This window comes from Mesorhizobium onobrychidis (genome assembly GCF_024707545.1).
GTDB classification, from domain to species: Bacteria; Pseudomonadota; Alphaproteobacteria; order Rhizobiales; family Rhizobiaceae; genus Mesorhizobium; species Mesorhizobium onobrychidis.
Window position 1 is genome coordinate 3865715 of record NZ_CP062229.1, and the last position, 20557, is coordinate 3886271.

21 protein-coding genes, 2 tRNA genes and 2 pseudogenes are annotated in these 20557 nt (G+C 59.4%); 14 read left to right on the forward strand and 11 right to left on the reverse strand.

Annotation, left to right across the window (positions count from 1 at the left end):
* Positions 1-435 precede the first annotated feature (435 nt).
* From IHQ72_RS19190 to IHQ72_RS19200, 3 genes are all read left to right on the forward strand, one after another.
* Positions 436-1608, forward strand: coding sequence for a PqqD family peptide modification chaperone (locus IHQ72_RS19190; RefSeq protein WP_258116538.1), 1173 nt, complete (start codon positions 436-438; stop codon positions 1606-1608).
* Positions 1605-2606 carry a nucleotidyltransferase family protein gene (locus tag IHQ72_RS19195; protein WP_258116539.1) on the forward strand — a complete coding sequence of 334 codons (1002 nt, stop codon included), beginning with the start codon at positions 1605-1607 and terminating at the stop codon, positions 2604-2606. Before IHQ72_RS19190 ends, IHQ72_RS19195 begins: the two co-directional genes overlap by 4 nt.
* Before the next feature lie 123 nt (positions 2607-2729).
* The gene (locus IHQ72_RS19200) at positions 2730-2969 is read left to right on the forward strand and encodes a hypothetical protein (protein WP_143747745.1); all 240 of its coding nucleotides are present in this window, start codon (positions 2730-2732) and stop codon (positions 2967-2969) included.
* Between the two features lie 213 nt (positions 2970-3182).
* Here the strand turns inward: IHQ72_RS19200 and IHQ72_RS19205 are convergent, their stop codons facing one another.
* The 3 genes from IHQ72_RS19205 to IHQ72_RS19215 form a co-directional block, all read right to left on the reverse strand.
* On the reverse strand, positions 3183-4436 hold the full coding sequence (locus IHQ72_RS19205) for an HlyD family type I secretion periplasmic adaptor subunit (RefSeq protein WP_374120400.1): 1254 nt from the start codon (positions 4434-4436) through the stop codon (positions 3183-3185).
* A gap of 268 nt (positions 4437-4704) precedes the next feature.
* Positions 4705-6498, reverse strand: coding sequence for a type I secretion system permease/ATPase (locus tag IHQ72_RS19210; RefSeq protein WP_258116541.1), 1794 nt, complete (start codon positions 6496-6498; stop codon positions 4705-4707).
* Positions 6499-6715: 217 nt separating this feature from the next.
* Positions 6716-7702: a right-handed parallel beta-helix repeat-containing protein gene (locus IHQ72_RS19215; RefSeq protein WP_258116542.1), complete on the reverse strand. Its 987-nt coding sequence runs from the start codon at positions 7700-7702 to the stop codon at positions 6716-6718.
* Between IHQ72_RS19215 and IHQ72_RS19220 the strand changes: the two genes are divergently transcribed.
* The 3 genes and pseudogenes from IHQ72_RS19220 to IHQ72_RS19230 form a co-directional block, all read left to right on the forward strand.
* Positions 7683-8030: a hypothetical protein gene (locus IHQ72_RS19220; protein ID WP_258116543.1), complete on the forward strand. Its 348-nt coding sequence runs from the start codon at positions 7683-7685 to the stop codon at positions 8028-8030. The genes IHQ72_RS19215 and IHQ72_RS19220 overlap by 20 nt on opposite strands.
* Before the next feature lie 278 nt (positions 8031-8308).
* Positions 8309-8589, forward strand: a pseudogene (locus IHQ72_RS19225) (DegT/DnrJ/EryC1/StrS family aminotransferase); the annotation flags it as partial.
* Between the two features lie 14 nt (positions 8590-8603).
* Positions 8604-8993 (forward strand): annotated as a pseudogene (locus IHQ72_RS19230) (transposase); the annotation flags it as partial.
* 36 nt (positions 8994-9029) lie between these two features.
* Here the strand turns inward: IHQ72_RS19230 and IHQ72_RS19235 are convergent.
* The 3 genes from IHQ72_RS19235 to IHQ72_RS19245 form a co-directional block, all read right to left on the reverse strand.
* A complete protein-coding gene (locus IHQ72_RS19235) occupies positions 9030-9326 on the reverse strand; it encodes an aspartate/glutamate racemase family protein (RefSeq protein WP_258116545.1) in 297 nt (98 codons plus the stop codon).
* A 208-nt stretch (positions 9327-9534) separates the two neighbouring features.
* Positions 9535-10398, reverse strand: a complete 864-nt coding sequence (locus tag IHQ72_RS19240; RefSeq protein ID WP_258116547.1) for a LuxR C-terminal-related transcriptional regulator — start codon at positions 10396-10398, stop codon at positions 9535-9537.
* A 737-nt stretch (positions 10399-11135) separates the two neighbouring features.
* The gene (locus IHQ72_RS19245) at positions 11136-11618 is read right to left on the reverse strand and encodes a Crp/Fnr family transcriptional regulator (RefSeq protein WP_258116548.1); all 483 of its coding nucleotides are present in this window, start codon (positions 11616-11618) and stop codon (positions 11136-11138) included.
* A gap of 140 nt (positions 11619-11758) precedes the next feature.
* Here IHQ72_RS19245 and IHQ72_RS19250 point away from each other — a divergent pair, with 140 nt between their 5' ends.
* A complete protein-coding gene (locus IHQ72_RS19250; protein ID WP_258116549.1) occupies positions 11759-13408 on the forward strand; it encodes a recombinase family protein in 1650 nt (549 codons plus the stop codon).
* An 11-nt stretch (positions 13409-13419) separates the two neighbouring features.
* Positions 13420-13830, forward strand: coding sequence for a hypothetical protein (locus IHQ72_RS19255; protein WP_258116550.1), 411 nt, complete (start codon positions 13420-13422; stop codon positions 13828-13830).
* A gap of 85 nt (positions 13831-13915) precedes the next feature.
* Here IHQ72_RS19255 and IHQ72_RS19260 read toward each other — a convergent pair whose 3' ends face one another.
* Positions 13916-14122 carry a PAC2 family protein gene (locus tag IHQ72_RS19260; protein ID WP_258116551.1) on the reverse strand — a complete coding sequence of 69 codons (207 nt, stop codon included), beginning with the start codon at positions 14120-14122 and terminating at the stop codon, positions 13916-13918.
* A 241-nt stretch (positions 14123-14363) separates the two neighbouring features.
* Here IHQ72_RS19260 and IHQ72_RS19265 point away from each other — a divergent pair, with 241 nt between their 5' ends.
* The gene (locus tag IHQ72_RS19265) at positions 14364-15203 is read left to right on the forward strand and encodes an ATP-dependent DNA ligase (protein WP_441338635.1); all 840 of its coding nucleotides are present in this window, start codon (positions 14364-14366) and stop codon (positions 15201-15203) included.
* A 115-nt stretch (positions 15204-15318) separates the two neighbouring features.
* Here IHQ72_RS19265 and IHQ72_RS19270 read toward each other — a convergent pair whose 3' ends face one another.
* From IHQ72_RS19270 to IHQ72_RS19280, 3 genes are all read right to left on the reverse strand, one after another.
* Positions 15319-15540: a DUF5996 family protein gene (locus IHQ72_RS19270; protein ID WP_258116552.1), complete on the reverse strand. Its 222-nt coding sequence runs from the start codon at positions 15538-15540 to the stop codon at positions 15319-15321.
* A 38-nt stretch (positions 15541-15578) separates the two neighbouring features.
* Positions 15579-16502, reverse strand: coding sequence for a Vgb family protein (locus tag IHQ72_RS19275; protein ID WP_258116553.1), 924 nt, complete (start codon positions 16500-16502; stop codon positions 15579-15581).
* A gap of 452 nt (positions 16503-16954) precedes the next feature.
* Positions 16955-17146: a hypothetical protein gene (locus tag IHQ72_RS19280; protein WP_095521775.1), complete on the reverse strand. Its 192-nt coding sequence runs from the start codon at positions 17144-17146 to the stop codon at positions 16955-16957.
* A gap of 162 nt (positions 17147-17308) precedes the next feature.
* Between IHQ72_RS19280 and IHQ72_RS19285 the strand changes: the two genes are divergently transcribed.
* The 3 genes from IHQ72_RS19285 (at position 17309) to IHQ72_RS19295 (ending at position 19275) form a co-directional block, all read left to right on the forward strand.
* A complete protein-coding gene (locus tag IHQ72_RS19285) occupies positions 17309-18070 on the forward strand; it encodes a hypothetical protein (RefSeq protein WP_258116555.1) in 762 nt (253 codons plus the stop codon).
* 46 nt (positions 18071-18116) lie between these two features.
* Positions 18117-18314, forward strand: a complete 198-nt coding sequence (locus IHQ72_RS19290; protein WP_258116556.1) for a hypothetical protein — start codon at positions 18117-18119, stop codon at positions 18312-18314.
* An 85-nt stretch (positions 18315-18399) separates the two neighbouring features.
* Positions 18400-19275, forward strand: a complete 876-nt coding sequence (locus IHQ72_RS19295; RefSeq protein WP_258116557.1) for a DUF4238 domain-containing protein — start codon at positions 18400-18402, stop codon at positions 19273-19275.
* A gap of 278 nt (positions 19276-19553) precedes the next feature.
* Here IHQ72_RS19295 and IHQ72_RS19300 read toward each other — a convergent pair.
* A tRNA-Asn gene (locus IHQ72_RS19300) sits at positions 19554-19628 on the reverse strand.
* A gap of 221 nt (positions 19629-19849) precedes the next feature.
* Here IHQ72_RS19300 and IHQ72_RS19305 point away from each other — a divergent pair.
* Together IHQ72_RS19305 and IHQ72_RS19310 are read left to right on the forward strand one after the other, a co-directional pair.
* The gene (locus IHQ72_RS19305; RefSeq protein WP_029353198.1) at positions 19850-20110 is read left to right on the forward strand and encodes a hypothetical protein; all 261 of its coding nucleotides are present in this window, start codon (positions 19850-19852) and stop codon (positions 20108-20110) included.
* 331 nt (positions 20111-20441) lie between these two features.
* A tRNA-Cys gene (locus IHQ72_RS19310) sits at positions 20442-20515 on the forward strand.
* The last annotated feature ends 42 nt before the right edge of the window (positions 20516-20557 follow it).

A 20557-nucleotide genomic window follows, 5' to 3' on the forward strand; every position in this document is an offset into this window, starting at 1 on the left:
AACTTTGCCGATTCGAGGCCGCTGGAGGCGATTTTGTGTGGCAAGTGATTGATTTGCAAGGAGTGGCGGCTGGCAGACGACCCCATCAATTAACTGCCAAGCGACACCTCACTCGGAAAGAGCGAACCTCTTCTTCGACCCTATCAGTTGAATACGACTTTGGGTGAGGCTCGACACCATGAGATGTGCGGCTCTACTACCAAAGGCGCTGTTATAGAACATCTGAATGCAAGCGATGATCAGTGCGAAACACAGCGACCGCTCAATGCATAACCTGCGACTTCAAGCAAAAGTGCCCGCACGGCAACGGCGTTGGCAAGGTACCGCTATGGGAGCGGAGAGGAATGCTATGACTCGAGCGATTGACGAAGATCGTGTCTCTCTGGTCGTGAGTTCCACTCGAATCGAACGATCTCCACGCCCAGACAAACGAGGATGACGGCTTCTGTGAGTCCGCAACAAACCCGAACCACTGACCGGACTGCGGGGCCTCCCCTTGTCGAGTATGCTACGGCGAGGTTAGTTCCCCAAGGGCGGCTTGCATGCATCAAAGGGCAAAATATCCTGCTCAGTTCAACGCAGGGGGTAGTTTTTGCGCTCAATGACACTGCGGCTGATATCTGGCGCTCGCTTGAAGAAGGCGTGCCGGTCGAGGCTATCTTGGGCGAGATGGCAGCCCGTGGCGTTGATAGGCAAGAGGCCGATGGCTATGTCGAGGCTGCCCTTCAAGACTGGGAACGGCTCGGCCTAATCCAGCCTGCTCCACCGCCGTGCCCAACCGCAGCTCATCAATATATCTGCCAGGTCGTTGCTGTTCCAGGCGTGTGTGTGCGCATACTGTATCCGGCGGCCGTCGCCTTTCCGGCCGCGACCGTATTTCAGCATCTCGAAGTCCGAAACAGGGCCGTCGACGTTCTATTCCATCTGGTTGAGCGTAGGGAGCGGATCCACCTGTTCCGGGATGGCCACTGGACTGATTCCTGTGGTCGAGACGAGATGCCCATTATGGTCAAAGGGCAACTGCTGGCCGAAGTGCTTGGGCACAGTGAATATGAACTCGCCCTCCATGCGGCGGCGCTTTTCAAGAACGGCCGCACGCTCCTCCTTTGTGGTAACCCTGGCTCGGGCAAGACGACGCTGACCTTGGCGCTGGTCCACGCGGGGTTTGGCTTCGCGGCAGACGATGTGACACTTCTCGACTCGGCCGGACAGGGTATCGGCCTTGCTTTTGCGCCTGCAGTCAAATCGGGATCATGGTCCATTCTCGGACAGTATTTCCCCGAACTCGGCAGGTCTCCGGTTTACCGGCGCCCCGATCGCAGGCGCGTGCGCTTTCTTGTGCCTAAGGATCATGTCCCTCCCGTTCCCCGGCCCGTGGGCTGGGTGGTCTTGCTCTGTCGGACGCAGGATGCCAAACCTTCCCTGCGGGTGATTGACCCGACCGACATCCTGGGTGGCTTGCTGAACGGTGCCTTTGCGCGGAATAAAGAGCTAAGCAGCACCGCGTTCGACGTTCTTTGCCAAGTCATCCGATCGGCACAGGGCTTTTGCCTGACCTATGCCAAATTGGATGACGCGTTGGAACTGCTGAAGGCGGCGTGCCGATGAAGCCCACCAGGGATGCGCTCGAGGCCCTGATCGCGGGACTTAGCGGCCGCCTGGTGGTAACGGCCGACTGGCAGGCGGTAATTGCACTCGCCAACCACACTCTGCTTACGCCCGTCTTGTTCGCCACTCTTGCGCACACGGGCCAGCTTGACCGGCTCCCCGAAGACGTGGGCCAGTATCTTCAGTTCATTTACCGCTGCAACCGGGAACGCAATTTGCGCTTGCGCAGGCAGCTGAATGAAGCCGTTGCTGCCCTCAATCAGGGGGGCGTCGTTCCGGTCCTGCTCAAAGGGGCCGTTCCCTTGTTCCTTTCGTCGACCGGCAGGGTTCCCGACAGGATCATGAGCGATCTCGACTTGGCTGTGGAAACGGCCAAAGAAGGGGCTGCCCGGGCTTGCCTTGCCAAGCTTGGCTATGCCGAAGTGACGGTCGCAGGTGGCATGGCGCGCCCGCAAGACGTCGGTCTCCTGGAACTCCGGCCGTACCGGGAGATTGACCGCGAGTCCCCGAGGCTTGCCCGCCGTCACGGCCTTAGGGCGAAAATCCCCGCCCCACAGTCGCGGGCCCTCCACTGGATCATGCATGATCTCATCAAGGAGGCGGACTACTGGCGCGGAAGGACCGACTTTCGCCACCTTTATGATCTGGCACGGCTGGCGGAACAGCATAAGCTGGATTGGGCGGTGCTCCGAACATCCTTGCCCGACCAGAGCGCGCGGAACGCGTTCGATACTCAACTCCTGGCATTGAGTCACTTCTTTGGCGTCAGAGCACCTGCGCAATATGTGCGGCGCCCATTGGTTCGCTTTCAACACTGGCGGCGTGTCTTCCCCTTGTACCATCCCGTCCTCGGCGTTCCATTGCGCCTGGTCGGCAATTCGCTGTGGGGTATGTGGCGACTCCTACATGGCGATGGCTTGGGCCGACGGAGTCCGCTCGACTTTGGACGCCGCGCCACTAGCATCCTCCTTGACGGCGATCTCGGGTCAAAAGTGTAGTAATACTTAATTTCCTGAATTGTATCTTGATGGCGCGTTGTCTTCACGAGTCGCATATGATAGATTATGTGGTTAGAGTTGTTATGCTTAGCCTGTTGTTATGCTCATCCGGGAGTACGTTTGATGAAGAGCGGGAAATATTCCAAAGGAAAGACAGATAAACTTGTCCCGGAAGAACAGGCACGTCGTGAATTTCTAAAGAATGCCGGGCGTTTTGCTGTTGTAACACCTCCATCCATTGCTCTGTTGCTTGGCACGAGCTTGAACTCGCAAGCTATTGCCGCATCGCATGGCGCACGTCCCGGACATGGATGGGGCAGCAAGAAACGCTTCCACTCTGGTCCTCCTGGCCGCAAGCCTTAGAATGGTTTCTTTGGTCGTTCTGGCCGATCATAGATGACGCGTAGTCCGGAACGCCTAAGTCGGTTGGAGGCGGCCGTGGAAACGGAAGCGCGCTTCGCCCGACCTTTGCCCCAGCGGTCATCGATCCTGCCATATTGCCGCGTCTCTGCGGTCTACCCTGATCCCGTCTAAGGAAGGGGTCGACCGCAGGGATGCCAGCAGCCCGGCAAAGGCTCAGTTTTCGCGCATGCCGAGACGGAACGCGTCCGTCAGAGGTTGCGTCAAGTAGGACAGCACGGTCCGCTCGCCGGTAGCAACGATCACCTCCGCCGGCATGCCGGGCCTAAGTTTCTCGCGGACCTGTTCGGGGAACTGAGAGACCTGCACGGAAACTTTCAACTCGTAGTAGGGCTCACGCGTCACTTCGTCATGGAGCGCGTCCGCGGCAACGGTCTGCACCTCGCCGATCGCGACCGGCGTCGAGCGAGCCTTGAACGAAGGCAGTCGGATCTCGGCAGGAAGGCCCTCGGCAACATTGTTGATGTCGACCGGCGACATCTTCGCCGAGACGATCAGAGTGTCGTCATCAGGGACGATCTCCATCAAGGTTTCGCCGGGGCGAACCACGGCTCCTATCGTGTGTACCTTAAAGCCGACAACGCGCCCGGACCGCGGTGCGCGTATTTCGGTGCGGTTGAGCACGTCATCTGCAACGTGCAGCTTTTCGCCGGCGTCGGCGAGCTTGGCACTGGTCTCGGCAAACTGTGCCGAGACCTCTTCGATGGCCTCGCGCCCGACTTGCTCGATCTGGAGTCGCGCCTCGCCGATAGTGTGGCGCTCGCCCGCTATTCCGGCAAGGAAGGCACCAAGCTGACCTTGGAGATCGGCCTGCTGCCGTTTGAGCGCGGTCAGGCGCGTGCCCAGAATGATGCCTTTATGGGCTAAGGGCGCCAGCATGTCGTGCTCTTCTGTGATACTCTCGATCTGCAAACGGACAGCCTCGCTTTGGGATTGCACGGCCTCGATCTTCCGTTCGGACTGGGCGATGCGCTCCTGCAAAATGGGAACTTCGTTCGTACGGGCCAAGCGGCGCTTGTTGAACAGTCGCAACTGGTCTTCCATCGCGCGCTGGGCCAGGGGGGCGCTCCCTAGCGTGAGTTCGCGCGGGAAAGTGACCATTTCGGCTCCGTCCAGTTCCGCCTGCAGCCGTGCCTGCTCGGCAAGCAGCGAGAAGACGGCGGACCTCGCGATTTCGCCCTGCGCCTGCGCCTCGGTGAGATCAAGGCGCACGAGCACCTGACCCTCGGTCACATGTGCGTTGGGCGAGACGAGAATGTCACGCACGATACCGCCCGCAAGGTGCTGAACCGCCTTGCGGTCGGTTTCGACCACAACTGTACCCGAAGCGACCACCGCGCTGTCGAGGCTGGCCAGAGAGGCCCACCCGCCGAGGATGCCGAAGGTCAGCACGACGATGCCAAAGCCCATCCGCGCGGGCTTGCGCCAGTCGCCGGAGAGGTTTGCGTGCGCCGGCTTGTGGTCTGGGCCGGCAAAATCTAACGGCGCGAAAATCTGCGGGAAGCTAGCTCGAGTCACCCGTCCTGCACGCAAGAGCGCGGAAAGTGTCGGCCCCACCGCGCTTGTACAAGCGGAGGCAGGGGTCGAGCGGGCCGTCCGCGTCGGGAGCCCGCGAACGCGTGCTATGACTGCAGTCCTTTTCGAGGTGTCAGGCATCATCATTATAGGTCTCGACTCGTTATGCATCGACGCGTGTCCGGCGGAGGAGAGAGTGCGCTGGATCTGACGCCGGCGGTCCGGCGCGCCCTCCATCCCAGACGGGCCGCCGCGGTGCCGGCGCTACGTTCGGGCCGACGAGCGACGGCAGCAACTGGTCACGACTGCCCATCTGCGCTATTCGTCCTTCCTGCATGATGATCATTCGATCCACCGCCGACAGGAGGTTCGGCCTGTGGGTCACGATCACAACGGTCTTTCCGTCTCTCCGCAACCCCTCGATGGCCCGGATCAGTGCGCGATTGCCATCGCTGTCCAAATTGGCATCAGGCTCATCGAGCACGACGAAGCTCGGCTTGCCAAACAGGGCGCGCGCGAGGCCGACCCGCTGCCGCTGCCCACCCGACAGTCCGACTCCATCCTCCCCGATGTCGGTCATATACCCGTTGGGGAGGCGCTGGATCATCTCGTGCGCAGAGGCGTGTGTTGCCGCCTCGGTCACCTGCGCATCGGCCGCGTCCGCTCGGAAGCGCGCAATGTTGTCGCGCACGCAACCGGAGAACAGCTCGATATCCTGGGGCAGGTAGCCGAGCGCGGTGCCGAGTTGGTCCGGATCGTAATGGCGCAAATCGTTGCCATCGAGTCGCACGCATCCTTGCGCCGGCGGCCACGCACCCACAAGCGCACGCGCGAGCGAGGATTTGCCCGAGCCCGATGACCCGACGAGGGCGACGACCTCTCCCGCCTTCAGCGTGAACGTCGCGCCCATGACGACCGGCGTGTTTGTACCGGGGGCGAGGACGAAAAGGTTCTCGACGGAAACCGTACCCCTGACGTCAGGCAGACGCACGCGTCCGGCAATGGGCGGGTTCTCCTCGAATATGCGTTCCAGGCGCGCATGGGCGCCGCGCGCGGACACGATACTTTTCCATTGCGCCACCATGATCTCAATCGGGGCAAGCGCCCGACCCATGATAAGCGACGCCGCAAACAGGACGCCCCCGGAGATTTCCTGGTTAATAGCCAGGTACGCACCGACGCCCATCATGGCCGTTTGAATGGCCATGCGCAGAAACTTGGACAACGCAAGAAGGGTGCCGCCGCGCTCGCCCGCGCTGACGGAGTAACCTAGCGCTTCCTCGCGGATTCCGGTGCACCATGACCGGATAGCAGGCCCCATCCCGAGCCCCCGAATTGCCTCTGCATTGCGCAGCGAGGAGCCCAGCCTGTCGATCGCGCGAGTGTTCGTGAGCGAGGCTCGCAAGAGCAAGCCCTTCGTCGCTCGCTCATTTACGAGTGCGATCGTCACTATCGCCACCGCGCCGACGAGGGCCACAAGGCCGATCAACGGGTGAAGTAGGAAGCAGATCACGATGTAGATCGGAGCCCAGGGCGCGTCCATCAGCGCCATGATGACGCCGCCCGAAAGAATGTCGCGCATGAGGTCGAGATCGCGCAGGGTCTGTGCATGATTCGATCCGCGGACACGCAGCGCCGAGGAAAGCGCCGCCTCGAAGGCGGGACCGGACAAGAGCCGGTCGAACCGCACGCCAGCCTGCTGGAGGATACGAGCCCGATAATGTTCGAGGGCCATATAGGTCATCAGCAACACGCCCACGATCACCGAAATAATGACGAGCGTGACGGCATTACGGCTCGTTAGGACGCGATCATAAATTTGCATCGTGTAGAGCGGAGACACGAACATGAGAAGATTGATGAAGAGCGAGAGCCCGCCGGCCGCGCAGAGGCCCGGACGGATCTCGCGCAAGGCCACCGCCAGCGGCGAGGGCACGTGCAAGGAGAAATTTGTCATCTATTATCCGAATCCAGTGAAGCGGTCGCAGGGCGCTCTAACCTGGCCATCTTCAGGCCTCTGTTCACGAGAGAGGAAGGCGGCAGGGCAGGCGAGGTCTCATGCAAAAATCCCCCGACGGAACCACCCGCCGAGTTGGTCCGAGCGCGAGCCCTGCCCCATCTCACCGTGCTGAAGTGGGGCGCAACCGGCTGCAGCAGCCGGTTGCGCCGCCCGTTCAGACTGCGTAGTCCCAGGCGAACTGGTTATCGACGTGTGCCATTGGGGTGGCGGCGGCATCCTCGTGCACGTCGGCTACGACCGCCTTTGACTTGTCCCAAATGATGTTGTTGGGATTGCCAGGGTTGGTGTAGCTCGAGTTCAGGACGCTGACCCCGCCGGAGCTGACATTCCAGATCAGTCCATTCGACGAGGACAGCCCGCGGCCCTGGTCCTCGTTGATACCGTCGAACGACCTCGTGTCATCGAAGGTGACATCGCTCGCGTAGGACGAGAACGCGCCATTGCCCTGATGGATGGCGTCAACGTTCTGCACCCTGCCGCCGGTTGATGCGTTCTCGAACATGACGCCGACGCCGGTCACGGAGTTGTTACCGTCGATCACCCCGTTAGAGATCGTCGTATTCGGGCTGCCATAGACCGAGACGATGTCCTCAGGATGCGAACTGCCGGCTTCGTTGACGGCATAGAAGTCGGTCAGCGAACTATTGCCCGAGTTGTTGAACTGGACGAACTGACCGCGCGGCATGGGCCCATGGAAGTTGTAGCCATCGACGTTCGAAAGATCCGCGCCGGGCGAGTTCAGGAGATAGATGCCGGTCGAGCCTTCCCGCACCGTGGTGTTTTGAACGGTCAGGTTCGCGGCGTTTTCTGCATTGATGTTGTTGATGTTCGGGCTCGTCTCGGGGTCGATTCCCGCCGGCGGGTCGGCGTTGATGACCTCGGTGTTCTCGATCGTGACGCCGTTTGCGCCCGATACCATCACCCCGTCGCCTTCGACGTGATGAATACGACAATTGCGCAGGATGACATTGTCGTGCGTAATCGTGACCGCGTCCCCGTTGGTGACGTAGATGTCAAGATTTTCAATCACCTGGCCATCGTACTCCGATTGGATCGGTGTGGTGGTGTGGGTAAGACCCTGCGCCGGCTGCGTGGATGCCGTCGACGCGGAAGCGGTGGAAGTGGGAGCCTCGGTCGTCACGGTCGAGGTCGGGCTCGACGCGGCTGTCTCCGTCGACGTGGAATCCGTGGATGCCGTCGACGCGGAAGCGGTGGGAGTGGGAGCCTCGGTCGTCACGGTCGAGGTCGGGCTCGACGCGGCTGTCTCCGTCGACGTGGAAGCCGTGGATGCCGTCGACGCGGAAGCGGTGGAAGTGGGAGCCTCGGGCGTCACGGTCGAGGTCGGGCTCGACGCGGCTGTCTCCGTCGTCGCGCGTGAGTTGTTCAACCCTTCCGAGTGTTTACCTTCCGAGTGTTTCCACAGTATTCCCTTGTCGGAATTCATCGACTTCATGTGTTTCTCCAGTTAAAATATTAATCATTATAAGTATCTCGAAGGACACCCATCGACAATAAACGATAATTTATCGTCTTAACGAAACTCCGCTTATACAACCAGAAATTTCGTCTGGGGGTATAATGCTAACCTTCATGACCAGAATGCGGCGTGGATAGGGCTATACTGAGACTCTCCCGGGCGATCGGCGCTGCGTTCAAGCCTGCGCCTACGTCGGATTGCAAACGTCGCCTAGTACTCGGATCACGCGTGACCCTACCCCCCGAGCAGCAGGAGACAAGGTCATGCATGCTAGTCGGCCAACACAGCATGAGCGTTACCAACACAGTCCGGCACGGCTCGAAACAGGTGATCTACGAGAGCTATCCTGAACTCGGCTACAATTACCGCCTGACTGACCTGCAGGCTGCCATCGGCGTGAGCAACTGCAACGGCTTCTCGCACTCTTCACGCGGCGGAGGCAGCTTGCGGCGCAATATGGTGAGCGCCTTCGCGACATCGCCGAACTGGAAACGCCTGCCGAGCCTTGCTGGACTCGCAGCAACTGGCAAAGCTATTGTAGAAATTCCCCACTGGTTCGACCAGCGGGGCCATCTGCCCCCGGAAGGGAAAGGGCGCGGGCCTTGTCCTGCCCTATTGCGATACCGAGGCGATGCGGGAGCACCTCGCCGAGATCAGCCGGAGCGTCGACGACCGCGCGTATGCGGTGCTCATCCTCGATCAGGCCGGATGGCATGTGACTCCGAAACCGAAGGTGCCGGACAACATCACCCTGATGTTCCTGCCGCCGCGCTCACCGGAACTGAACCCAGTCGAAAACGTCTGGCAGTTCATGCGCGACAACTGGCTCTCCAACCGTATCTTCAAGGACTACGACGACAGCGTCACCCATTGCTGCGCCGCAAGGAACAAGCTCGTCGACCAGCCGTGGAAGATCATGTCCATCGGACTCCGCGAATGGGCGCATCGGTCATGATCACCGCTCGTTGGTATTATTAGCAGCCGTTTGGCGTCAATCTTTGCCATTGGAGTTTTGGCAAAGGCACGACTTTAGGCGCAACTGGTCCATTCCAGGATCCCGAATGCGGAGACGATGATCCCGGAATACTTTGCCAGATATCTCTGCGAGTTCAATGACCGCCTTGGCACCAATCGCCAATTTGTCATCGTCATAAATCAGAGGTGCGCCGCGTTGCGCCGTTGCACCTTCGACCGTCACGCCACTGGGAGCGGCGTTCCGCGCGATGCGAACCATCTCAGCAGTTGTTGCCTTATTTGTATTCGGATTAATGAGAAGTAGAGGTCTCATTTCGTCTCCTTTGCCCGGGCAAAGATGAGCAGCCCGCCGCACTTCAACGGACGTGATCATCTTCGCCGATGTGGTTTGACCCTTCCCTCGGGGATAGGCGACCGCGATCGCGCTATTCGAGAGCGAGCAACCGTTCCGGGTTGGTCTCGATCATCAACACTGGCGGGGTCCACCTCATGCGCCCCTGCGATGCCGTCTCCACCGCTCGCTACCATCGCCGGGTGATGATTTGAGCGTATGGTTCTTGATAGCGAAGGCTCATATCAGGGCGAAGCTTTGGCAAAAGCGAATGCACCAGCCCGAATGATGATATATTGTGAGACGGCTGAGTTGCCGTCTTTTCGCTCCCCGACGGGGCATTGCCAGATGCGGGAGTAAGCATGCCATGGTTCATCGCCCAAACTGCAGCCTGTGTACGGTTGCGGACCCGGATCTTTCGGAGGATGGCCTTGACGTGTACCTTCACCGTAGCTTCGGCAATGTTGATCTCGCGCGCGATGGCTTTGTTAGACTCCCCTTCGATTAAGCGGCGTAGAATACAGTTTTCCCGATTTGACAAAATTGATAGTTCTTCATCCTCATGCTCCACGTTAACAACCACCTTTGTTAACTCATCAGCTACCGCGTCAGGTTTCAGATCATACCTTATTTCTTGAATAGCCGTTGAAGTTTCGGCAGGTAACACCGTCTGCCCTAGCATAACCAATTCGAGAGCTTTGATGAAGGTGTCGTAAGCAGCGACTTTTGTCAAATACCCGTCTGCCCCCGCACGAAAAGCTGAAACTATATCGGTCGATCGACAGTGATCGGCTAGCGCGACGACATGGCTGGTCGGATAAATCGCTTTGAATTCTGCAATTTGTGCGAATTCAGCATCCGCATCAGTACCGCCGACATCTATGATGAGCAAGATGGACCGGTGCTGGGCTAGCGGCTTCTGCAGAAGATCGTGCACACAAGCCGCAGAGAAAAGGACACGAAACTTTGCCGCATCCAGGATTCGACTAAGGCCTTCTCGGAGTAACTCGCTCGGCCCGACAAGTACTGTTACAAAAGATTGTCTTGTCATCATTGCCTCTCGCTCCGGCACGATTGAGGTACACGCGTCGGGTAGAGCACTCCACGCGCCAACCGCACTCGATGCCCTCGGTTTGAGTCTCTTGCAGTTCCTCACTCCCTCCTTGGCGAGAACAGGTTGGGCAGTGTAAGGTCTATTTATAAGCAATCTCTAACATAGGTTGCTTTTTCGGTAAATTTTCGCCGCAAACCGACGTCAAGCTAGAACCCCAGGGCGCGGCAATCTGCCTGAAGACGCAGGGATGCGACGGCTTAGCCATCTCAAGCCGCTGTCAGTCGAACGACGATCGGGATCGTGCCTGCGGCGATTGCAGCGATAGGCGAGGATTCCTGAAGGTGGTGGTTGGCATGGCCAGGTCGCAGCGCTTGATATCGTTGCCCAACGCTTTAGGTGCAAGAACACCCGGTGGATCTGCCGCAGTGTGTGAGGCACTTGCACTTATTCGGCGGCACGCTTTCGCCGCGCGATAGGCCGTGTCGCCGTCGGTCATGATGATCGGGCCTTTTTGCATATTGCTCAACACGAACGAGGTTGAGTTCCGCTCGGCCCGTCCTTCACCGCACGCCGGATGCGGATACCGTGTGGTCGAGATATATCACGGCCCCGCCAGGCCGCGCACGACCAGTCGTCCGGAAACATTTGGCTGGAACTGTTCCAGCGACGGCCGAGGGTCGTCTTCCAGCGAAAAAATTTGCTAATGGCCCACGCGTTGCCGCTCTAGGAGATAGCCGTTACCTGAGATACTCGTTGTCGAATCCGGCTACTTCGACCAGCTTCTTGCGGTTGATCACCTGTACATGGCCCGCCTTGAAAGAGACGAGATCGGCCTTGCGGAGTTCCCCCAACGTTCGGTTGACGTGAACGGTGGTCATTCCGAGGATGTCGGCCAAGTCATATTGCGTAAGGGGACACTCATGTCTTCCATGGGCCGACAAGCCAACCATGGAGAGCCTCTCCTCCAACTCAAGCAGGAAATGGGCGGTGCGGCTCATCGCGGTCCGCCGCCCGGTATTCATGAGATGTTCGGCAAGGATGGCGTTCAGGCGGGCCAGGGAGCAGACGATCTTCTTCCCGAGACGGCCTTCCGACAAGATGGCCTCGAGAAGTTCCTTACTGGAAATTTCATAAACATCTTCATGACTATGCCCGCACGCCGGGGGCCGTTCGCCCTGCGCCGTCGCGGTCCCGCGCGCGCAGCGCGATCGGGCACACATGGGATCTCAATATTTCTGACGACTGGCCGGATCGCATTCCCGTCTCTGACGCCGAACTCGATGTGTTCGAGACTCATTTCGGGGCGCTTCTGGACGAACTGTTCCGCTCAGACACCTGATTCTACAAAAGGAGGTTTCGCATGAACGCCAAAGGAACACCCGCCTTGGCGTCGCCTGGGCGTGCAGCTTTATATTTGAGAGTTTCGACGGGGCGACAGGCCGAGCACGATCTTTCGATCCCCGATCAACGCCGCCAGCTTCAGGCCTATTGCCAGGCAAAGGGGATCGCGGTCGTCGGGGAGTTCGTCGAGTCTGGAGCGTCGGCGACAGATGACCGCCGACCTGAGTTTCAGCGGATGATGGACGATGCGACTCAAAAGCCTGCGCCGTTCGAGTTCATTGTCGTGCATTCATTCTCGCGCTTCTTCCGCGACCAGCTCCAGCTTGAGTTCTACGTCCGCCGACTGGCGAAGAACGGGATTCGGCTGACGTCCATCACGCAGGACCTGGGCGACGATCCAATGAGCGTGATGATGCGTCAGATCATGGCGCTCTTCGACGAGTACCAATCGAAGGAGAACGCCAAGCACACACTCCGCGCAATGCGCGAGAATGCCCGGCAGGGCTATTGGAACGGGTCTCGACCGCCCTTTGGCTACAGGATCGTCGCCGCCGAGCAGCGCGGCGCGCGGACGAAGAAGAAGATCGAGCCCGATCCCGCGCAGGTCGAGATTGTCCACCTGATGTTCCGTCTCGCGCGGGTCGGAGCGGACAATGACCCGATAGGGGCCAGACAGATCGCTGACTATTTGAACCTCAGGGGTATTCGGACCCAGACCGGCGGACGTTGGGGTGTCGGCGCGGTCCACCAGGTTCTCACGCGGGAGACGTATATTGGGCGCCATCGCTTTAACGTCTCTAGTTGGCGCAAGAAGGAGCGGAAACCCGACGACGAAGTGGTGGAAGTGGCCGTGGAGCCGATCATCGACCCGACGGAGTTCGCCGATGTCCAGCAGATGATGCGGTCCCGAAGCCCCCAGTTGAAAGCCCCCCGATTCGTGAGCGCTGGGACGCTGCTGGGCGGCGTCTGCTTCTGCGCCGACTGCGGCGGGGCAATGACCCTCCGCACGTCGGGCAAGGGAGACCAGTATCGCTACTACACCTGCTGCAACGCTGCGCGTCAGGGCAAGACTGCTTGCCGGGGTAGGACGATCCCGATGGAGGAGCTCGACACAGTAGTCGTGTCCTACATGGAGAACCGACTATTGGAGCCGCGCCGGCTCGAGGAGTTGCTATCCGGTCTCCTGAAGCGGCGCGATGAGCATGCCGAGCGTCAGAAGGGCCGAATTGTTGAGTTAAAGAAGCAGGCGGCCGACGCCGAGGCCAAGCTCACGCGCTTATATGAGGCGATCGAGAACGGTCTAGCCGAGCTTCACGATTCTAATCTCAAGGGACGCATTACTGAGCTGAAGCGAATCCGAGACGCTGCCCGCCTGGACGCTGAGCGTGCTGAAGGGCGCAAGGATGCTCGGGAGACCAAGGTTACGCCGGAGGTGCTTCGCCGCTTTGGCATCGAGGCGCGCAAGAAGATTAGGACGCCCGAGGGTAGCTTCAGACGGCACCATCTGCAGACGCTGGTGCAGCGGATTGAGGTTGGATCCAACGAAATCCGGATAACGGGCTCAAAACTGCGGCTGTCCACGGCGCTAGCCAATGCCCCTCCGGTCAGGCTCGGGCCGCACCGTGGCAGCGAACGATATCGAAGACTTGAGTACGCAACACGCTTTTAAGGACCACTGAATTGGCAATTTTCAAACAAAACGCGAAGGCTGCGCCGCTTCGCTTCGACCTGCGACAAGCCGAACCGGCATACGCCGCACTGGCAGAAAAATGCGCAAATCTTCGCGCATCGATTAGCAGGCTGGATGCTGAAGAGTCGGACCTACTAGGAAAACTGACTAGTCGGACCCCTAAGCCCTCTGACGGCATGAATAGTCGTGTTGCCGAGATGCTTGGCGAGACCGTTAACGAAACGGACCCTCTTGTAGACGGAATTCAGGCGCGCCTGCGAGAGGTTAACGCGCTTCGGCACGACACTCGTGCGGCCTTGGCAATCGTCGGCAGCATCAAGGGCGGTAGTGATTTTGCACAAGGACACATTGGCCTGGTGGGCAGCAATGAGTGCGTCAGCCAGGGTGCGGACGCGTGCTAGGTATTCGTCCCTTACGCGTCGTCTGGACAGGTCTGCTGCCGCCCGCACCAGCCACCCGGATGCTGGGCGCCGCGTCGGCAACTGGTCAACGCGGTGGGCACCGGGTCAGCTTTTCGACCGTCTCAATGATGGCTTTGGCCAGCGCTTCGCCTTCATGGACAGGCTCGGGACCGAATAGCAACAAAACTGCTTCCTCGCTCGGCAGCACGCCGGCGGGGCAGGTCTGTTCGATCGCCATGCGAACCAGTTTGAGGGCGGCCCAGGCGTTGCGGATGTTCTCTTGGCCGTCCATGCTTTCTCGCTGGGATGGGGCGGCCCAGCAGGAGTTTGGGGTAGTGGCCGCTGGGCCTAACCGGCGGGGGCTTGGGCGTGTCCGCCGGCTGGGACGAATAATAAGCCGTTTCATGCAGAATTGCTAATTTAGTAAATGATCATGATCCGTTCCCCTAGCCACCAGATGGGACGGGCCTAGACTCGATTCCGTGCGTAAACCAGTGCGTGCCGGACCCGGCCGGCTCGAGTTCATTCCGCCAATGATGCCTACCTTGATCGCCAAGCCGCCCCAAGGCGATGACTGGATGCATGAAGCCAAATTCGACGGCTACCGCTCCCAGATCATCATTGACGCCGGCGGCGCTCGGATTTTCACCCGCCGCGGACTCGACTGGACCTCCAAATACCGCGACCTAGCTGCGGCGGCGCGAACGCTGGACGCCGAGAACGCCATCATCGACGGCGAAGTCGTCGTCTTGAATGAGGCTGGCCTTTCTGATTTTGCCGCGCTGCGCAAGGCAATCACCAGGCGCCAGCACGACCTCTATTTCGTCGCGTTCGATCTGCTGCATCTCAATGGCCACGACTTGCGCGACATGGCGCTTGAGGATCGGCGGGAAATCCTGGCCGGCCTTATTGGGTCTGACGGCCGCATCCAGTTCAGCGAGACAATGCCAGGCGAGGCTAATGCGATCTATCATCTGATCGACGCGGCCGGCCTGGAGGGGATGGTATCGAAGCGTCGAGACAGCAAATACCGCAGCGGCCCGACTACCAATTGGCTGAAGACAAAATCCTTCACCGAAAGCGAGTTTGAACTTCTCGGCGTCGAACGCGAGAGGGGCAAGCCCGCGTTTGCTCTCATGGCTGACCCAGGCACCCGGAAATACGTCGGCAGTGCGTTCGTGAGCGTCAACCGCGAGATGCGGGAACGACTTTGGAAAAGGGTCCAGGAACATGCCGGGCCACCGCCCAAGGACATGAAGAAGCGGCCGGCAACTCAGTGGGTCAAGCCGGGAATCAAAGCCCGCGTGAAGCACCTGCGCGGCGAGGATGACCTTCGGCACGCCTCGCTGCAGGATTTTTGGGATGAGAGGTAGTAGCATCGCGCGGCCGAGAAAACTGTAGACTTCGATGCCTATGCGTTGCGCGAACATGAGATTCACGCCAATGTTAGCGTGGCTAAAACCGAAACGGGAGGTGGCTGTAACCCACCTAATGCCGCTCAAGCGTTTGCCGATCCCACTTCCCGAGATTGGCGGCCGCTTCATAGGTTTCCTGAAGAAAACCCAGGAGGAACTCGTCCGGGTTGGGCGACCGACGAACCGCGTCGCAAGGCAGGATGAACTGCCCAAGGCCCTTGTCGTAGAGGGCCTCAGGCGTGCGCAACGGCGTGTCGCCAAAGCCCGCCGGCTCGCCTGGTTCCGATTCCTGCAAACGACTCTAGGACGGCCGATCTTTTGACACTGGAATCCTCAAAGGAAAAAGTCCGATTCAAGGGGTCCGAAGGTGATGAATGTCGGCTCCGAAAGGTGGCCGCTGCCCGCAACGACGAACTCGCCGACGAATGCGCCGGTGGTGCCGTCATACTCCAGCACCGAGTGGCCCAGCTCGCTTGCGACCAAGAGGTTGCCGTTCGAGTTGAACGCCATGCCCTCGGCCTCATTGAGGCCGCCGCTGCCGGCGGTGATGAAGACACCTTCGAAGTCGCCGGTCGTGCCGTCGTAGCGCATGACCTCGCTCGTCGCGGCGCTGCTGAGAAACAAGTCGCCGTCGGGGCCGAAGACCATGCCGGTCGGATCCAAGATGTTGCTCTCCGAACTGGGGACGAACTTGTCGACGAACGAGTTCGTCGCCGGGTCGTAGCGAAGGACCTCGCCGGGTCCTGATTCCGGAGCGCTGGCAACATAGAGCAGGCCATCCGGTCCGAAGACCAGCGCTTCCGGGTCGTCGAGCCCGGCCGCGTTGGCAGGATCGACGACGGCCTCGAAGACGCCGGTGTCGCCGTCGAAGCGGAGGATCTGGTTGCCGAGGCCGTCGTCGGTGAGGCCCGCGGCGATGAAAAGGTCGTTGTCTGGTCCGCCAAATGCGATGCCGGCCGGGTCGACGAGGCCGTGGCCGCTGGCGAAGACATCAAGGAAGTTGCCTTTCTCCCCGTCGTAACGAAGCACTTCATCGCTGCGGCTGGCGACGTACAGGTTGCCGTCGGGACCGAAGGCGATGCCTTCGGGTTCGATGAGGCCGCCACCGTTGGCGAACTTTTTCAGAAAGGCGCCGGTCTCGCCGTCGTATGCCATGACGCTCTTCGTGTTGGTGCTGCTAACGAACAGAAAGGTATCGTTGTCGAACAGAAAGGTATCGTTGTCCGTGTCCGCAGCGAGTTGCTTCTTCTTGGGCATAGTGGACCTCCGTTCACAATGGACTGTAACGGCCGCCTATCTGGTCCTGACAGTCGCCACTGGAAAGCGGTACAGCCAAAAGCGCGGTCTTACGTCCCGTTTACCCCCTTCGTGTCTCATAGAAGGATGGCTTTAAACGCCGTCCGCAATCGTCAGGGTACAGTTGGAGCGAGATGAGAGCAACAAGCAAGTGCACGCGGATCTTGCTGGGTGCGCTCTCCGCATCGTGGCATTCTGTAGGGGCTGAAAGTGGCCGGCGCCGTTTGGGCGGGAGCGTTGGGGATTTAGGCGCCGGCCAGGCGGAAAAGGTCCGCCGCAAGGACAAGCTAATTTATGGGGGCTGCTGCCGCCTATGGTGTGATCGCGGAAGGCCTACGCGATGCCGTCCGTCTCGCTTTCCTCGTCGATCGTTCGGACCGGCAGGTAGCCCTTGGCCTCCAGGTCATCCACGATCACGGCTTCGCCTTCAGTCGAACGCCTGGGCTTCCATGATTCAGAAACTCGATGCCCTCGGCCTCCAGCACGGTCATCACGGCGCGCACCTTATCAAGGCCACTCGTGAGCCCTTCGGCGCCTTTCTTCTCCATGGCGCTTACCGTGTTGATGTTGATTCCGGCACGCTTCGCAAGCGTCCCTTGGTCCATGTCAGCCAAGGCGCGAGCTGCGCGAAGCTGGTTTCCGGTTGTGAGCATTCTATGTCCTCTGTGTGGCTAACTAGGAATATTTCATAGTTTGATGTTGACGGCAACATAATTCGGGTTCATGGTGCACTGGTAAATATAACTAGTTAATAAGGAATAGATCACATGCCGAACATCACTGTTCGGGCAGCCGCCGAAGGTATGCCCGATGTCAACCGCCGCCGCCTTCTGCTTGGCCTCGCGGCTGCTTCCACCGCCGCCGCCGCTCTTACCGTGGCACCGCCCGCGCACTCTGCCACGGTGGCAGAAAACCCCGAGCTGATCCGGCTTGGCAACCAACTGCCGGAAGCCTCCACCGAATATCTCGCCGCGCTCGAAGAAATTGAATGGATCGCCGCGGAATGGAAACACCGCTGGCCACTTGCGCCCGACGAAATCACCCTGCCGCGCGGGAACTACATAGACGGCGAGCGGGATATCGCCGGACGGTTCCTTAGGCGTCCAGGAGAAGAGCTTCGCTGTGTACGCGATATTGAAAACCTCACGGCCATAGTGGCCACCGACCGCCCGCTGCGACACAACGCGAGTGAGGCTATGCGCGTTAGGCGTGCGGACTGGCTCGCCAGAGCCAAGAGAGAGCTCAAGATGGGCAAGGCCTATCACGCTGAAACCGCCCGTCTTCGGGATGTCTCCGGAATGGATCGGGCGAAGGCGAGGGCCGCTGCTGCGAAGAAGTCACTTTCCGATCTGGTGACGGCTATCATGGAGCAGCCGGGAACGACCATGGAGGGGATGCTGATCAAGGCGCAGGCGATCACCACCTTCAACAAGGCGATTGCGCGCAAATACCCCTTCGAAGCCGAACTTTGGGCAGCGCAGTTGGCGGAATCGGTTCTCCAGTTGGCTTCGGAAGGGGAAGCATCATGAGCGACGCCAAGGAAAAGATGACGTTCGCAGATCAGGAGCAACGGCAATGACGGTCGCCTTCATCCTCACGGGCCTTGCCGCCACGTTCGTGATCGGCTTCCTTCTCGGCGATCGGCGCGGCGTCAAGCAGTGCAACGCAATCCTTGACGAGAATTGGCGCGAGCTGATGAAGTCGATCAGGGAAGACGGTTTGCCACAGCCCGCCGAGCGCGAGGAAACTGTCACACAGGCGACAATCCACTGAGGCATTCTCAACGCTTCTCAGGCAACAGCGCCCGTCACTGTCTCCACGGTGGCGGGCTTTTTGTTCGCCTGCTACTTACCGAGGTATGGCCAAGAACAAGCCGCCAGCCGACCATCATTTCGTGCCGCAGTTTCTTCTCCGAAACTTCGTTGACGATGCTGGCGCTTTGCACGTCTTTGATCGGCGAACGCTTGCCCGGGGGGTGTTCCAGAATCCACCTGGTAAGGTTTTCTTTGAACGACAGCTTTACACCTCATTTGAAGAAGACCTGTCTAAAAACGTCGACCTTGAGCTCGCCTTTTCCCATCTGGAGGGAATTGTAGCGCCGCTGATAGCGCGCATCGTGGAGACGGCGAAACACAACCGAGGCGTCGCACTGCATTCGAACGAACGTCAGTTGCTTGCGATCTATACCTACTACCAGTGGAAGCGGGTGCCAGACAATTTTAGGCAGTTCTCCAGCCTTGCAACGTTTCGGATCGATGGCGAGAAGGCGCTTCGCGAGTTCGAAACCCGATACCGCCCGCTCGATGATCATGAAAGGGAATACTTCGGAAAGGAGGAGACGTGGAGGCGGATGCTCCAGAACGTCCGGCGCGACGTAATTTCCAAAGGGAATGCGTCCATTGTCGAGACCGTCGAATCAATGAACCTCTGCATCATGAAGATCTCGAACCCGAAGAAGGCCTTCATCATATCGAGCTATCCGGTCTACAAACTCAATTTTCCAGGCAGAGCCGCACTCACCGATCCCACCGTTGAATGGTGGTTTCCTATTTCCTCCGAGGTCTCGCTGGTTTGGACAGGAAGAGGTCGAGCAACGCTCTTTCGAAATCTCTCTGATGACCAGGAGGTCAGGCGGCTGAACCAGGCCGCCGCGGCGAAAAGCAACATGATAGCTTCACGCTCAAGATCACTTACGGCGTCACTCCGAGATTCTGTTGGCGCACAGATAGCCTGACCTCGCCATCGCGGCTGCTGGAAATTGGCCAAAGGTTGGACAAAGGAGAGAAGTCTTCGGCTAAGTTATTGAAATCTTTGGTACGCCCAAGGGGAATCGAACCCCTGTTCCCGCCGTGAGAGGGCGTTGGGTGATACTGAAGCTCGTGCAAAGCCCATCCGTCACGCCGATCGCGGCAATCATCAGATCAGGCCCATAGCGAAACCAGATTCTGTAGATATGCTGTAGATCAGCCGCTTTCCGGAGATATTCAGGATCGACTAAGTCTTTGAAAAATTTGGCTCCCCGGGCCGGATTCGAACCAGCGACCAACCGGTTAACAGCCGGTTGCTCTACCACTGAGCTACCGGGGAACAGAGGCTCTCATGTGAGTGGCGCAGCCTATAGCAAACCCGTTTCGGCTTTGCAAAGAAGCATTTCGTTTTTTTCGACGCTTTTTCCCGCCACGATTTCTGGCAATCATGTGCGCGCGTCCTCATATGAGCCGTCTGACGGGGTGCGCGGAACCGAAAACGCGGTTGCGGCTTTCGTCAGCTGGTGCTTTTACCTTGCCCGAACGGACCATTAACCAGACATGAGCGCAGCGAGCCACAACCATCCACCGGCACGGAAAATATCGGTCTTCGGCCGTCAGTTCACCATGCCGCGTTCGCGCGGCCTCAGGATTGCGATCGGCGTCGTGCTGATCTTCGGCGGCATTCTCGGCTTCCTGCCGATCCTGGGGTTCTGGATGATTCCGATCGGATTGCTGGTGCTCTCCTACGAGTTTGCCTTGGTGCGCCGCCACCGGCGCCGGCTTGTCGTGTGGTGGGAGCGGCGGCGGCGGCCGAACTGACGGGTTTGCACCGCAGGGGCAAGCTTCTGTGAAGGGGCGTCTTTCCGGCTCGACTAAATCTGGCCAATGCCCGGAGCGCTTTTCCGGCCCTCGCAGCTCTCCTTCAGAATGGCGGACCTTCTGCTTACGCTACGTAAAGTCCAGGTCCCGGGCTTCCCTTTGCCATACTCCGTACTTAACAATTAACTAATATCTTAATTGCAGGATGCGTATCGACGATTCGATGCGTGGCATCATGGCCAAGGGGGAAACCGTCCGGAATGCACCATGGCCGCTTGACGGCATTTTCGCCGCAACCTATTGGAACCGGGTGGAACGCCGGGAGCAATGAGGCCTCGTGGCGGAGTGGTTACGCAGAGGACTGCAAATCCTTGCACCCCGGTTCGATTCCGGGCGAGGCCTCCAAATGCCCAAGCTCCCGCGCACCAGCGCCAGGGGGCTTGAGTT

Coding starts and splice junctions, on each gene's coding strand:
- IHQ72_RS19305 (WP_029353198.1), top strand. CDS start 19,850: ATGAGCGCAGCGAGCCACAACCATCCACCGGCACGGAAAATATCGGTC.
- IHQ72_RS19250 (WP_258116549.1), top strand. CDS start 11,759: ATGAACGCCAAAGGAACACCCGCCTTGGCGTCGCCTGGGCGTGCAGCT.
- IHQ72_RS19280 (WP_095521775.1), bottom strand. CDS start 17,146: ATGGACCAAGGGACGCTTGCGAAGCGTGCCGGAATCAACATCAACACG.
- IHQ72_RS19265 (WP_441338635.1), top strand. CDS start 14,364: ATGATGCCTACCTTGATCGCCAAGCCGCCCCAAGGCGATGACTGGATG.
- IHQ72_RS19240 (WP_258116547.1), bottom strand. CDS start 10,398: ATGATGACAAGACAATCTTTTGTAACAGTACTTGTCGGGCCGAGCGAG.
- IHQ72_RS19290 (WP_258116556.1), top strand. CDS start 18,117: ATGACGGTCGCCTTCATCCTCACGGGCCTTGCCGCCACGTTCGTGATC.
- IHQ72_RS19295 (WP_258116557.1), top strand. CDS start 18,400: ATGGCCAAGAACAAGCCGCCAGCCGACCATCATTTCGTGCCGCAGTTT.
- IHQ72_RS19260 (WP_258116551.1), bottom strand. CDS start 14,122: ATGGACGGCCAAGAGAACATCCGCAACGCCTGGGCCGCCCTCAAACTG.
- IHQ72_RS19245 (WP_258116548.1), bottom strand. CDS start 11,618: ATGTGTGCCCGATCGCGCTGCGCGCGCGGGACCGCGACGGCGCAGGGC.
- IHQ72_RS19275 (WP_258116553.1), bottom strand. CDS start 16,502: ATGCCCAAGAAGAAGCAACTCGCTGCGGACACGGACAACGATACCTTT.
- IHQ72_RS19285 (WP_258116555.1), top strand. CDS start 17,309: ATGCCGAACATCACTGTTCGGGCAGCCGCCGAAGGTATGCCCGATGTC.
- IHQ72_RS19205 (WP_374120400.1), bottom strand. CDS start 4,436: ATGGGCTTTGGCATCGTCGTGCTGACCTTCGGCATCCTCGGCGGGTGG.
- IHQ72_RS19210 (WP_258116541.1), bottom strand. CDS start 6,498: ATGACAAATTTCTCCTTGCACGTGCCCTCGCCGCTGGCGGTGGCCTTG.
- IHQ72_RS19190 (WP_258116538.1), top strand. CDS start 436: ATGACGGCTTCTGTGAGTCCGCAACAAACCCGAACCACTGACCGGACT.
- IHQ72_RS19195 (WP_258116539.1), top strand. CDS start 1,605: ATGAAGCCCACCAGGGATGCGCTCGAGGCCCTGATCGCGGGACTTAGC.
- IHQ72_RS19235 (WP_258116545.1), bottom strand. CDS start 9,326: ATGAGACCTCTACTTCTCATTAATCCGAATACAAATAAGGCAACAACT.
- IHQ72_RS19200 (WP_143747745.1), top strand. CDS start 2,730: ATGAAGAGCGGGAAATATTCCAAAGGAAAGACAGATAAACTTGTCCCG.